We start from the raw sequence: 14,030 nt of genomic DNA, 5'->3' as shown, positions 1-14,030 counted from the left end.
CTCAGTCGAACATGAACAGCGCATCATTGCTGAACTGCGCCGCGAACCGATTCGGCGGCATCGGCCGCCCGAACAGATAACCTTGCACCTCATCGCAGCCATGCTCGCGCAGGAAGTCCAGTTGCTCATGGGTCTCCACGCCCTCGGCGATCACCGCCAGGTTGAGGCTGTGGGCCATGGCGATGATCGCGCGGGCGATTTGCGCATCCTGCTCGCCGGACGGCAGGCCGTCGACGAAGGTACGGTCGATCTTGAGCACGTCGATGGGGAATTGCTTGAGGTAGTTGAGCGACGAATAACCGGTGCCGAAGTCGTCCACCGCAATGCTCAGGCCGAGGTTTTTCAGGCTGGCGAGGATCTGCATGGCTTCGTTGACTTCGCGCATCAGGATACTTTCGGTCAGCTCCAGCTCCAGGCACGCCGGCGGCAGGCCGGTGTCCTCAAGGATGCTGGCGATGCGCTCACCCAACTGACCATCGGAGAATTGCCGCGCCGAGATGTTCACCGAGACTTTCGGCACCCGCACCTTGTTCTGGTGCCAGCTCTTGAGCTGACGGCAGGCTTCGCTGATCACCCAGTCGCCCACGTCCACCACCAGGCCCAACTCTTCCAGCACCGGAATGAAGTCCCCTGGCGGCACCAGGCCACGGCGCGGGTGGCGCCAGCGCAGCAAGGCTTCGGCGCCGGTCAGGCGTTTGCCGTCGCCGCTGAATTGCGGCTGGTAATAGAGCACGAATTCGTTCTGGTCGAGGGCGTGGCGCAGGTCGCTTTCCAACTCCAGGCGCTCCAGGGCGCTGGCGTTCATGTCGGCCTGGTAGAACTGGAAGTTGTTCTTGCCACGCTCCTTGGCGTGATACATCGCAGTGTCGGCGTTTTTCATCAACTGGCTCAGCTCGTTGCCGTCCTGCGGGCTGAGGGCGATGCCGATACTTGCGGTGACGAAAAACTCGCGGCCTTCCAGCACGAACGGTCTGACCAGGCTGGCGAGGATTTGCTCGGCCACGTGAATCGCGCGGTTCAACGCCATTTCGCGGCTGATCCGCGGCTGCAGGAGCAGGGTGAACTCGTCACCGCCCATGCGCGCCACGGTGTCGTCTTCGGCCACGCAACCGAGCAGGCGGGTAGCCATCTCCTTGAGCATGCGGTCGCCGGCGGCGTGGCCCAGGGAGTCGTTGATCGGTTTGAAGCGGTCGAGGTCGAGGAACATCAGCACCACCCACGACTTCTGCCGTTCGGCCGACTGCAGTGCGGTGTGCAGGCGGTCCTGGAACAGCGTGCGGTTGGGCAGGTGGGTCAGGGCGTCGTAATAGGCCAGGCGGTGGATGCGCTGTTCGCTGGCCTTGCGCTCGCTGATATCGCTGAAGAAGCAGACGTAGCTGGCCAAGTCGCCTTCATCGTCGAACACGGCGGTAATGCCGACCCAGGCCGGGTAATGCTCGCCGTTGCGGCGCTTGAGCCACACTTCGCCTTCCCAGGTGCTGTGCTGGTGCAACTGCTTGAGCACATAGCGCAGGTGGGCTTCCTGCTGCTCGTCGACGGTGAGCATGTTCGGCAACTGGTCGAGCACGTCCGCCACGGCGTAGCCACTGACGCGGCTGAACGCCTCGTTGGCCTGCACGATATAGCCGGCCGGGTCGGTGATCAGGATCGCCGACGTGGAGTGCTCGAATACCGTGGCGGCCATGCGCAGGTCTTTCTCGGCGCGGCGCTGCTGGCTGATATCGCGGCCGACGCCGAGGATGCCCTCGAAGGCGCCGTGTTCGTCCCACACCAGCACCAGGCGCAGCTCGATCGGAACTTTACGCCCGTCGGCGCGCAGGCAGTCGAACAGGTACAGTTGGGTGTGGATGTCATCGCGCAGCTTGGCCAGCGCCTCGGCGTCGCCCAAGGCCCGGCTGACTTGCTCGACCAGGCTGTAGATGCCGGCCAATTGCTGCGGGTTGGCGATGATCGACTGCCAGCCATTCTTGAACACCCAGTCCACGTCATACCCCAGCACGGCGTTGACCGAGGGGCTGATGTAGTTGAGGGCGAGGCGGCTGTCGGTGGAGCAGATCACGTCGCTGATGCTTTCGGCCAGCATGCGGTAGCGCTGTTCGCTGTCACGCAGGGATTCGCTGGCCTCGATCTGATCGGTAATGTCCTTGGCCACGCCGATGATGCGCGTGACCTGCGCGGTCTTGTCCCCGGCCAGGGCTTGCTCGCGGATATCGAAGCGGCGCCATTGATTGTTGCGGTGGCGAAAGCGCAACTGGCATTGCAGTTGGTTCGAATAACCGGCCTGGCGCTGCTGCTGGCGCAAGTCGTGGTAATGCTCGGCGTCCTCGGGGTGCAGCAGGATTTCCCAGAAGTACTCGCCCATTTGCTGCAATTCGGCCTTGTTATAGCCGAGGGTGTGGCCCAGGTGGTGGTTGCTGAAAATCATCCGCTGGCTGATCACATCCTGCACATACAGGTGATCGGGCACGGTTCGCACCACGTCCGACCAGAAACTTTCGCGCTCCACCAGCGACAGTTCGATCAGCTTGCGGCTGGTGATGTCGCTGATGCTGAGGATCACCGCCTTGAAGTCGTCGCGCTGTTCCGGCAGGCGCATCACCAGCCACAGGTATTGGTTGTTGCCGAGCACATCGTTGAGCTGGATTTCCAGTTCCAACTGGTTCTGTTGGGTCAGCACCGCCTCAAGCACCTGATAGCCGATGGCCGTGGCGTTGCGTGGGCAGTCATCGATCAAGCGTTCCCAGGCTTGCTCGCACGAGCTGACGTTCAACAGGCGCACCGCCACCTGGTTGACCTCGGTGACGCGCAGTTCCTTGAGCAACTGGCGACGCGCTTCGGGGTTGCCCTGCAGCCACCCGTGCAATTGCTCGCGCGTGCGGATCTTGGCCTTGTCGAAGAACGCGTTGAGCCCCGACAGGTCAAGCACGCACAGGGCCACGCCGGTGCCTTCGAAAATATCCTGATAACGCCGCCGACCTTCGTTCACCTGGCGCTGGCGGCGGCGCATATTCAACAGCACGATCACCGGCACCAACGAGAAGGCCAGGCCCAGCAGGCACTTGCCGATAAACGCCGGCAGCAATTGTTCCAGCACGGCGTTACGGTCGAAGAGGCCGCGCAGTTGCCAGTCGCTTTTGCTCAGTGGCGTGACCAGCACGCTTTTTTTCAACTCGTCCGGGGTCAGGGCGGCGGCCAATTGTGTCGGCATGCCGCTGTCACGGCTGACTACGTGGTGGTTCAGGCGATTCTCGACGGCCCACATCGGCCTCTGGCCCTGGCCATCCTGGCGGGTAAGGTTGGCCAGGTAGTTCGGTGCCAGGCGCAGCGCCCAGTACATTTTCGAATCGCCACTGGGCTGATGCAGCAGCAGATAGATGATGGTGCCGTTGTTGTCGTTGCTCAGGTAGTAGGGCTGGGAATGGCTGCGCTTGACCAGTTCCTCGAGGAAGTCGCTGTCCTGGCTGTCTTTGGCCGTGTCGCGGATCATCGCGCCGCTGGGGGCGAGCAGCGCGAAGCTGCGCAGTTCCGGCAGAGAGCGTTGCAAGCTGAGCATCAACGCCTGTTGCTGTTCGTCGTTGCGCGGCGGCTCGACCATCGGCAGCAGATTCAGCGCGATCTGTGCGCTCAGGGCCATGTTCAGGCTGATCTGTTCCGCCAGGTCGGCGCTGTAGTCGATGGTGTATTGCTGCTGGTTTTTCTGGTTCTGCTGCAGTTGGTCGAGCAGTTGCCAGAACAATAACGCGAGCAACATGAGGACAAGCGTCGCCAATGCGCCTTTGAGGGTGCCGTGCAGGGGCGCTCCCGGCGCTATGTGAGCGGCGCGCAGGGGAGTAGGCGGCGTGACGTTGGACAAACTGTGATCCTGCGGTTTGGCTGGACTGGCGCGCGACATGCACTATAAGCCGGGCGCCCGGAGGGCGGCTAGCATGCCTTGACTTGTGGCAAAGTGCCAGTCCTGCCTGGCTGGACTGCCCTGGCGCATTCAGGTAGCTTTGCCGGTTACGCGGGGGCGTTCCAGCCCCAGACAATCAGGCTTTTTCCGCTCGCAGGCATTGATCAAGGTCAACGGCCCGCGCGGCGCATGGTCTGGCACGGGCTTCGCCCGCTCAATTCATCAGTCACTGACGCTAGGTTCACCATGGCTCAATACGTCTTCACCATGCATCGGCTGGGCAAAGTTGTTCCGCCGAAGCGGGAAATCCTGAAAAACATTTCGCTGTCTTTTTTCCCCGGCGCCAAGATCGGCGTGCTCGGCCTCAACGGTTCGGGTAAATCCACCCTGTTGAAAATCATGGCCGGCGTCGACACCGAGTTCGAAGGCGAAGCCCGCCCGATGCCCGATCTGAACATCGGCTACCTGCCGCAAGAACCGATCCTGGACCCGGCCAAGACCGTGCGCGAAGTGGTCGAAGAAGCCGTCAGCGTGATCAAGGACGCCCAGGCCCGCCTGGACGAAGTCTACGCCGCCTACGCCGAACCGGATGCTGACTTCGACAAGCTGGCCGCCGAACAGGCCAAGCTCGAAGCCATCCTGCAGGCTGGCGACGGTCACAACCTCGATCGCCAGCTGGAAGTCGCCGCCGATGCGCTGCGCCTGCCGGCGTGGGACGCCAAGGTCGAACACCTGTCCGGTGGTGAGAAGCGCCGCGTGGCCCTGTGCCGCCTGCTGCTGTCGGCTCCCGACATGCTGCTGCTCGACGAACCGACCAACCACTTGGACGCCGATTCCGTCGCCTGGCTGGAACATTTCCTTCACGACTTCCCGGGCACCGTGGTTGCGATCACGCACGACCGGTACTTCCTGGACAACGTCGCCGGCTGGATTCTCGAACTCGACCGTGGCGCCGGCATCCCTTACGAGGGCAACTACTCCGGTTGGCTCGAAGCCAAGTCCGACCGTCTGGCCGCCGAATCCAAGCAGCAATCGGCCCACGAAAAAGCCATGAAGGAAGAACTGGAGTGGGTGCGCAAAGGCGCCAAGGCCCGCCAGTCAAAATCCAAGGCACGTCTGCAACGCTTTGAAGAAATGCAGTCGCAGGAATTCCAGAAGCGCAGCGAAACCAACGAGATCTACATCCCGGCCGGTCCGCGCCTGGGTGACAAGGTCATCGAATTCAAGAACGTGTCCAAAGGCTATGGCGACCGCGTGTTGATCGACAACCTGTCGTTCTCCATGCCAAAAGGCGCGATCGTCGGCGTTATCGGCGGTAACGGTGCGGGTAAATCCACACTGTTCCGCATGCTGATGGGCAAGGAAACCCCGGACTCGGGCACCATCGAAGTCGGTGAAACCGTGCAACTGGCCTGCGTGGACCAAAGCCGCGAAGACCTCGACGGCAGCAAAACTGTGTTTCAGCAGATTTCCGACGGTTCCGACCAGATCCGTATCGGCAACTATGAAATCCCGTCGCGCACCTACGTCGGCCGTTTCAACTTCAAGGGTGGCGACCAGCAGAAGTTCGTCAAGGACCTGTCCGGTGGTGAGCGTGGTCGCTTGCACCTGGCCCTGACCCTGAAAGAGGGCGGCAACGTCCTGCTGCTCGACGAACCGTCCAACGACCTCGACGTTGAAACCCTGCGTTCCCTGGAAGAAGCCCTGCTGGACTTCCCGGGCGCCGCCATTGTGATCTCTCACGATCGGTGGTTCCTCGACCGCGTCGCGACCCACATCCTCGCGTATGAAGATGACTCGCAGGCGGTGTTCTTCGAAGGTAACTACACCGAGTACGAAGCGGATCGCAAGAAACGCCTGGGCGAAGCCGCTGCCCAGCCGCACCGTGTACGGCACAAGAAACTGGCCTGATTCGGGTCGGTTTGGAAAAGCGGAGCCTTCGGGCTCCGTTTTTTTTGCCCATGACTTCCTGACGAACATCGATCAAATGTGGGAGGAGGCTTGCCTCCGATAGCGGTTTTTCAGTTGGTGCATGGCGCCGTTTTGAAATCCCCTTTTAGGTGCGATAAATGCCTGTTTTTCAGGTTTATTTATATCCAATGCACCATTTAAATTCACAAAGGCGACATTTTGCCCTGTCGCGGTGCGACATGAATTGATAAAGTCCGGCTCAATCGCCCTTAACGACAATAAATTTGCCGAGACTTTTCATGATCGAATCCGTTGAATCCTTTCTTGCCCGCCTGAAGAAACGCGACCCCGACCAGCCGGAATTCCACCAGGCCGTAGAAGAAGTCCTACGCAGCCTGTGGCCGTTTCTTGAAGCCAATCCTCACTACCTGACCTCGGGCATTCTTGAGCGTATCTGCGAGCCGGAACGTGCGATTACTTTCCGGGTGTCGTGGGTCGATGATCACGGCAAGGTTCAGGTCAACCGCGGTTTCCGTATCCAGATGAACAGTGCCATCGGCCCGTACAAGGGCGGCCTGCGCTTTCACCCGTCGGTCAACCTGGGCGTATTGAAATTCCTCGCCTTCGAACAGACCTTCAAAAACTCCCTGACCTCGTTGCCCATGGGCGGCGGCAAAGGCGGCTCGGACTTCGACCCCAAGGGCAAGAGCGACGCCGAAGTGATGCGCTTCTGCCAGGCGTTCATGAGCGAGTTGTACCGCCATATCGGCGCGGACGTGGACGTCCCGGCCGGCGATATCGGTGTGGGCGCCCGCGAGATCGGCTTCCTGTTCGGCCAGTACAAGCGCCTGAGCAACCAGTTCACTTCCGTGCTGACCGGCAAGGGCATGACCTACGGCGGCAGCTTGATCCGCCCCGAAGCCACCGGTTTCGGTTGCGTGTACTTCGCTGAAGAAATGCTCAAGCGCGATGGCCTGCGGGTCGAGGGCAAGCGCGTGGCGGTCTCCGGCTCCGGCAACGTGGCGCAATACGCGGCGCGCAAGGTCATGGACCTGGGCGGCAAGGTGATTTCGTTGTCCGACTCCGAAGGCACCCTGTACGCCGAGAACGGGTTGACGGAGGAGCAATGGTCGGCGTTGCTGGAGCTGAAAAACGTCCAGCGCGGTCGCATCAGCGAACTGGCGGCCCGTTACGGCCTGGAGTTCCGCGCCGGTAAAACCCCGTGGGAACTGGCGTGCGACATCGCGCTGCCATGCGCCACCCAGAACGAACTCGACGCCGACGCTGCCCGCGCCCTGTTGCGCAACGGCTGCCTCTGCGTGGCCGAAGGCGCCAACATGCCGACCACCCTGGAGGCTGTGGATATCTTTATCGACGCGGGCATTCTGTTCGCCCCGGGCAAGGCGTCCAACGCTGGCGGCGTGGCGGTGAGTGGCCTGGAAATGTCGCAGAACGCCATGCGCCTGCTGTGGACCGCCGGTGAGGTGGACAGCAAACTGCACAACATCATGCAGTCGATCCACCACGCGTGCGTGCATTACGGTGAGGAAAACGGCCGGATCAACTATGTGAAGGGCGCGAATATCGCCGGCTTCGTCAAAGTCGCCGACGCGATGCTGGCCCAAGGCATCGTCTAGGTCTCGGCCTCGATGCGCAGCACTTCGATCAACTGATCGCCGACGGGGCGCTGCCACAGCACCTCGTCGCCCACCCGGGCCCCGAGCAGCGCCCGACCCAGGGGCGAACCCCAGTTGATCAGGCCCGCACCAGCATCGGCCTGGTCTTCACCGACCAACTGAATGCGTTGTTGCTCGTCCTGCTCATTGGCAAAGGTCACCCAACTGCCGATCTGCACCTTGTCGGTGGACACGGCCGGCGCCACCACCTGGGCACTCTGTAGCCGCTGGTTGAAGTAACGCAAATCCCGCTCAAGGTCGGCCTGGCGCTGTTTGTCGGCCTGTTCGCCCTTGGCGGATTCGACGCTGTATTCCTGCTGCAACTGCGCGACCTTGGCCTGTAACTGCGCCAACCCGCGCGCGGTGAGGCGATTGGGTTGCTCGCTGACCTGACGCTCGACCGGTGGGTCGGCCTGGGCGGCGGCGCTGTCTTCATTCACAAAAGCTCGGCTCATGACAGGCTCCCTCTATAGCGTTTGGGCCATGTTCGCCGCACTTAAGTTTCGACGAATGTCTGAAAGCGACCTATTGCGAGCGATAAGCCTTGGCTGCGTCGCGATCCTTCTCCTGCTGCCAGGCGCGCTCGCGCTCGTCCCAGTGACGATCTTTGTAGTCGCGCAACTCTTCGTTTTCGCGCATGGCCTTGCACTGGCGAAAGCCATCTTCCCAGCCTTCGGCGTATACGCGGTCTTTCAGATAACGCGGCACATTCTTGCGAAACTCCCCAGTGATCACCCCCGCGGCCTGGCGACCACTGCTGCAACCGTCATCGAAGCCATCGGCAAACGCCGGTGGATAGCCCTTGGCCAGCAACTCCTGATGGGTCGATTGGCAACCCGACAACCCCAGCACCGCACACAGCATTACTGCATACCGCCACATTACTCGCTCCCTGGCCGTTTCACGGCTGATAGGGGAAGTTTAGAAGGGGATTCGTTGGGGGGATGTGAAAGGGAGGTGAGAAAGGTGTTGGGTGCTATGTCGTCTGGTGGCTGGCCAGCGCAGCATGCTCAACCAATTCCTGCTGAATAAACGCCGCAATCATCGCGCGGTAAACCTGTTCGGTGACGTCTGGGTTGGCGCCGACCGTGTGGGATAGGTCGCGCACTTTGCTGATCACCTGTTCGACGCGCTGTGGTGCCTTGATGCCGTCGGTGTCTTTTTTGAAGCGTGCCGCCTGGGAAACGTAGTGGCCGCGTTCGGCCAACAGGCTGACGATTTGCTGGTCGAGGCGGTCGATGTTGCTTCGGACTTCTTCAAGGGTGGTGCAGGTAACGGCCATGTTGAGTGAACTCCTGATTCTGGTTGGGCGTTGGTCAGTAGTGATACCACTTCATCTCAAGCATTACCTCATTCACCGGCGTCGACAAGTGGCTGTACTCGCGCTGGGCGCTCAGGCGCAGGCCGAGGTTGCGCGACAATTCCCACTGCTGGTTCAGGCTGATGCTGCGCCGTACTTCGCCATTGGTGAAGAAATCTCCCTTGGCTTCCAGGCTCAGGTTGCCCAGCGGGTTTTTCCACAGTACGCCGGTGTTGAAACCGGCAGCGGGGGAGATGGCTTCGCTGAAGTCGTTGTTGTGTTCCACGCGCACGGTGCCGAGGGCGAAGCCGAGCATGTCGTCGCGCAGTTGCCAGGTGCCGCCGGCGCCGCCGTTGACGTGGGCGACCAGGGTTTCATCGTCGTGTTTGCCCGGCACGCGTTCCAGGCCGCCGGTGACTTGCCATGACCAGGGTTGCAGCAACGCGTTGCGCGGAGTCAGGGAGCGGATGGTGGCCAGGTCCAGTTGCTGCAGTTGCCAGTGGTTGCCTTCGTACTGGCGCAGTTTCATTTGCAGGATCTCGATCTGCGCGCCGAGAGGGAAGCCTTCGGCGTTGTCGTTGAGGTCGTGGTAGGCCATGCGCAGGCCGTATTCGCCGAAGGCTTTGTCGCCACGCGTGCCGATGCCGGCTTGCCAGGTGCGTGATTCATGGCCGGTTTCCGGCAGGCCTGGGGGCGTGATCTTCAGGTCGGGCGCGGCGTTCTGGTTGATTGCACGCAGCAGTTCGAAGCTGCGTTGGGAGCGTTCGGTGTCGCGCTCCAGGCCATTGGCGCGGTAGCGGCCGAGGCGGTAGGCGGCGTCGATGATCAGCGCCTGGCGCTCGCGCGGCAACGCTTTAAACGCGGGCGCCTGCAATTGTTTCTGGTCGTCGCTGACTTTCAGCACCCATTGCTGCTCGTCGCTGTCCAGCGGTTTGGCGCGTTCCAGCAACTCGCGCTCACGGGACGGGCGATAGTCGATCTTCTCGACCAGGCCGGCGTCTTTCACGGCCTTGACCGTGTCGGTGGGGATCGCAGTGAGCGGGAATTGCTCGGTCAGGCGCAGGCCGGGGCGGGCCACTTGCAGCAACTCCAACAGGCGGTAGGAGCAGTTTTCGTCGAAGAAGAAGTAGTCGAACTGGATCTGCTTGAGTTCCCATACGTGCTCGACCATGCGCTCGGTCTCGACCTGGGTCAGGTTCAGGCGGTATTCCCACAGGTCGCGGTTCTCCAGGCTGCGGTATTCGGAGAGTTTTTCCTGGTAGGGCACCAGGGCGAACAGGCCGGGGTAGCCGCCCATCAGGCCTTTCCAGGCGTAGAGGATGCTGTTGTCCGAGCCTTCGATGTACGCGCCGAAGTTGATCGCATAGCTGAGCAGCGCGGTGTTGTTGCTCTGCACGTCGGCCTGGTCGATGCGCAGCAGGGTGTGGCCGAACATCGATGAAGGGCTGTTGAGGTAGGCCGCCGGGAAGATCATCACCGCGCTATGGGGCGCGACGTCCTTGAACCATTGCTTGAATTCGTTGCAGCCCACGGCGGGCAGGTCGGTCAGTTGCAACCGGTCCTTGAGCCAGCGGGTACGTGCGGGGTAAACGCATTGTGGGTGTTTTTCACCCAGGCTGGCCGGCGCGTAGAGCGCGTCGACGGTGGCCTTGAGTTCGGCATCCGGGTGATGGGCACCATCGGCGGCGAGGAAGAATTTTTTGTCGCTGACATAGCTGCGCCAGCCACTGACTTTGCCGGCTTCGTAATGGCCCAAGGACAACCAGAACGGATCGTTGGCCAATTGCTGCAAACGTTGATCATCAAGATGCGGCGCCGCATACAACGGGGCGCAGGCGAAGAGTGCCATCCAGGCAAGGCGTTTGAGCATAGGGGCAACTTAAGTCGGAAAAAGTGAGACCCAAGCGGGGAGGCGGGTCCAAAAATAAGACCCGCGCCTTGGAGGGCGCGGGCGGCTCGAGCTTAAGCCTGGGTTGCGTATTTCGCCAGGCGGGCATCACTTTTCAGTACAGCCAGGGTGTTGTTGTGGACATCCTCAGCGGTCACGTCGGCCTTGCTGAAGATTTGCTGGAAGTGCTCGTGGGTCACGGCAGAAAAGTGCTCGCGATCTTCCGGTGCAACGCCCAGTACCACGGCATAGGTGGTCAGCGCTTCGCCATTGCCTTTGGCCATGTCTTCGGACAGCTCGTTCATCATGCCATTCATGGCAATCCACGATTTGCCGCCGTAGGTCAGGGCGCTGTTGGTGCTGCAACCGTTGGTGCCCGAGGTCATGCCGAAGGTAGCGTTGCCCGAGGTGCCGTTGGTGGTGGACGCCAGGAAGTGCGCCGGCGTGCCGCGCTGGCCTTCGAACAGCATGTTGCCCCAACCGCAGTTCGGGCCACCGGGTGATTCAGCCATTGCGTTGAGGGAAACGACGGTGAAGAGAGTACCGAGAAGGATCCGTTTCATAGCTTTGTTCTCTTTGTGTGCAAACCAATGGACAAGGGTTCAGGCGCAGTAACGCGCCTTAGGGGCCGGTTATTAGTCCAGCCCGCGCAGTTTGGAGTTTAGGCAGGTTCCAGGGGTTCCGTGATTTTTAATAAAACAATCAGAGATATCTCGATTTTTTTGTAGGACGCAGCCCGTGTCTATGCTTTACCTCAGGCGCGCCTTGCCAGAGCGCGTAACAGAGAGCCAGAATGCCGCCATCTGCCCCGCCTGATGTAAGGAAGCCCGATGCCTGATCCTGTTGCTGCCAGCTTGCGTCTAGCGCCCGAAGCGCTGACTCGCCCTTTCTCCGCTGAACAGTTCAGCTTCTCGACCACCAATGATTTGGAGCCCTTTCGCGGTGTGCTTGGCCAGGAACGTGCGGTTGAAGCCTTGCAGTTCGGTGTGGCCATGCCACGCCCCGGTTACAACGTGTTTGTCATGGGCGAGCCGGGCACCGGCCGCTTTTCGTTCGTCAAACGCTACCTGAAGGCCGAAGGCAAACGCCTGCAGACCCCGTCGGACTGGGTCTATGTGAATAATTTCGATGAGCCCCGCGAACCCCGCGCCTTGGAACTGCCGGCAGGCGGCGCCGCGGCGTTCATCAGCGACATCAACGGCTTGATCGACAACCTGGTGGCGACCTTCCCGGCAGTGTTCGAACACCCGACGTATCAACAACGCAAAAGCGCTATCGACCGCGCGTTCAACCAGCGTTACGACAAGGCATTGGACGTGATCGAACGCCTGGCCCTGGAAAAGGACGTGGCGCTGTACCGCGACAGTTCCAACATCGCGTTCACCCCGATGCTCGACGGCAAGGCACTGGACGAGGCCGAGTTCTCGCAGTTGCCGGAAGTCGATCGCGAGCGCTTCCACACCGATATTTCCGAACTGGAAGAACGCCTCAACGAAGAGCTGGCCAGCCTGCCGCAGTGGAAGCGTGAGTCGAACAACCAACTGCGTCAGTTCAACGAAGAAACCATCACCCTGGCCCTACAGCCATTGCTGTCACCGTTGTCGGAAAAGTACGCAGAAAACGCCGCCGTATGCGGTTACCTGCAAGCCATGCAGGTGTACTTGCTGAAAACCGTGGTCGAGCAATTGGTGGACGACGCCAAGACCGACGCCCAGGCCCGCAAGCTGCTCGAAGAACAGTACTGCCCGAGCCTGGTGGTTGGCCATCCGGTCAACGGCGGCGCCCCGGTGGTGTTTGAACCGCACCCGACCTACGACAACCTGTTCGGCCGGATCGAATACAGCACCGATCAGGGCGCGCTCTACACCACCTATCGTCAGTTGCGTCCGGGCGCCTTGCACCGGGCCAACGGCGGGTTCCTGATCCTCGAAGCCGAGAAGATGCTCAGCGAGCCGTTTGTGTGGGACGCCCTCAAGCGTTCCCTGCAGTCGCGCAAGCTGAAGATGGAGTCGCCGCTGGGCGAGCTGGGCCGCCTGGCCACGGTGACGCTCAACCCGCAGATGATCGCGTTGCAGGTCAAGGTGATCATCATCGGTTCCCGCCAGTTGTACTACGCGTTGCAGGACGCCGATCCGGACTTCCAGGAAATGTTCCGCGTGCTGGTGGATTTCGACGAAGACATCCCGATGGTCGACGAAAGCCTCGAGCAGTTCGCGCAGTTGCTGAAAACCCGCACCTCGGAAGAGGGCATGGCGCCGCTGACCTCGGACGCGGTGGCGCGCTTGGCCACTTATAGCGCACGCCTGGCCGAACACCAGGGGCGGTTGTCGGCGCGCATTGGCGACTTGTTCCAACTGGTCAGCGAGGCGGATTTCATTCGCCACCTGGCGGGCGACGAAATGACCGACGCCGGCCACATCGAACGTGCGCTGAAGGCCAAGGCCACGCGCACCGGGCGGGTGTCGGCGCGGATTCTCGACGACATGCTCGCCGGGGTGATCCTGATCGACACCGCCGGCGCGGCGGTCGGCAAGTGCAACGGGCTGACGGTGCTGGAAGTCGGCGATTCGGCGTTCGGCGTGCCGGCGCGGATTTCCGCCACGGTGTACCCGGGCGGCAGCGGCATCGTCGACATTGAGCGTGAGGTCAACCTCGGCCAGCCGATTCACTCCAAGGGCGTGATGATCCTCACCGGTTACCTGGGCAGCCGTTATGCCCAGGAATTCCCGCTGGCGATCTCGGCGAGTATCGCGCTGGAACAGTCCTACGGTTATGTGGACGGCGACAGCGCGTCCCTGGGCGAGGCCTGTACCTTGATTTCGGCCTTGTCGAAAACCCCGCTCAAACAGTGTTTTGCCATCACCGGTTCGATCAACCAGTTTGGTGAAGTGCAGGCGGTGGGCGGGGTCAACGAGAAGATCGAAGGTTTCTTCCGCCTCTGCGAAGCGCGTGGGCTGACCGGCGAACAAGGCGCGATCATTCCGCAGGCCAACGTCGCCACGCTGATGCTCGATGAGAAGGTGTTGCAGGCCGTGCGCGCCGGGCAATTCCATATCTATGCGGTGCGCCAGGCGGATGAGGCGTTGAGCCTGCTGGTCGGCGAGCCGGCCGGTGAGCCGGACGCAGAAGGGCAATTCCCCGAAGGCACGGTGAATGCGCGTGTGGTCGAGCGTTTGCGCGCGATTGCCGAGATGATCAGCGAGGAAGACTTGAAGGAAGCTGAGAAGGAACTGGCGCTGCACGCGCAGGCGGAAGCCAAACCGAGCTGATCGGTTAGCCCGCCACTAAATTGACTCCAGGTTGGGGGCCAACGCCCGTTGGTCTCTACAACCTTGGTTTATCGCGTTTTTCTTCTATTCTGAG

9 protein-coding genes are annotated in these 14,030 nt (G+C 61.4%); 3 read left to right on the top strand and 6 right to left on the bottom strand.

All coding sequences use genetic code 11. The features are described 5' to 3' along the window. Window position 1: 1 nt before the first annotated feature. The gene (locus tag MOQ67_RS27420; protein ID WP_026140186.1) at window positions 2-3,853 is read right to left on the bottom strand and encodes a sensor domain-containing protein; all 3,852 of its coding nucleotides are present in this window, start codon (window positions 3,851-3,853) and stop codon (window positions 2-4) included. 285 nt (window positions 3,854-4,138) lie between these two features. On the opposite strand from MOQ67_RS27420, the gene ettA reads away from it, so the two are divergent. Both ettA and gdhA read left to right on the top strand, forming a co-directional pair. Then, entirely contained in the window at window positions 4,139-5,803 is a 1,665-nt protein-coding gene (gene ettA / locus MOQ67_RS27415) for an energy-dependent translational throttle protein EttA (protein ID WP_017848266.1), read from the top strand. Window positions 5,804-6,102: 299 nt separating this feature from the next. Then, the gene (gdhA, locus tag MOQ67_RS27410; protein WP_017848265.1) at window positions 6,103-7,440 is read left to right on the top strand and encodes an NADP-specific glutamate dehydrogenase; all 1,338 of its coding nucleotides are present in this window, start codon (window positions 6,103-6,105) and stop codon (window positions 7,438-7,440) included. Here gdhA and MOQ67_RS27405 read toward each other — a convergent pair. From MOQ67_RS27405 to MOQ67_RS27385, 5 genes are all read right to left on the bottom strand, one after another. After that, window positions 7,437-7,934 (bottom strand): GreA/GreB family elongation factor, encoded by a 498-nt coding sequence (locus tag MOQ67_RS27405; protein WP_017848264.1) that lies wholly within the window; start codon window positions 7,932-7,934, stop codon window positions 7,437-7,439. The two genes, gdhA and MOQ67_RS27405, sit on opposite strands and share 4 nt — an antisense overlap. 70 nt (window positions 7,935-8,004) lie before the next feature. Beyond that, window positions 8,005-8,361: a hypothetical protein gene (locus MOQ67_RS27400; RefSeq protein WP_026140185.1), complete on the bottom strand. Its 357-nt coding sequence runs from the start codon at window positions 8,359-8,361 to the stop codon at window positions 8,005-8,007. Window positions 8,362-8,455: 94 nt separating this feature from the next. After that, entirely contained in the window at window positions 8,456-8,761 is a 306-nt protein-coding gene (locus MOQ67_RS27395; RefSeq protein WP_198717793.1) for a chorismate mutase, read from the bottom strand. A 34-nt stretch (window positions 8,762-8,795) separates the two neighbouring features. Further along, window positions 8,796-10,649 (bottom strand): Lnb N-terminal periplasmic domain-containing protein, encoded by a 1,854-nt coding sequence (locus tag MOQ67_RS27390; protein ID WP_198717794.1) that lies wholly within the window; start codon window positions 10,647-10,649, stop codon window positions 8,796-8,798. 92 nt (window positions 10,650-10,741) lie between these two features. Then, window positions 10,742-11,230: a DUF3015 domain-containing protein gene (locus MOQ67_RS27385; RefSeq protein ID WP_017847319.1), complete on the bottom strand. Its 489-nt coding sequence runs from the start codon at window positions 11,228-11,230 to the stop codon at window positions 10,742-10,744. Between the two features lie 267 nt (window positions 11,231-11,497). Between MOQ67_RS27385 and MOQ67_RS27380 the strand changes: the two genes are divergently transcribed. Beyond that, window positions 11,498-13,936 carry a Lon protease family protein gene (locus tag MOQ67_RS27380; protein WP_017847320.1) on the top strand — a complete coding sequence of 813 codons (2,439 nt, stop codon included), beginning with the start codon at window positions 11,498-11,500 and terminating at the stop codon, window positions 13,934-13,936. The last annotated feature ends 94 nt before the right edge of the window (window positions 13,937-14,030 follow it).

Source organism: Pseudomonas sp. LY-1 (assembly GCF_053502595.1).
This window is presented reverse-complemented; position numbering and strand designations above follow the sequence as displayed.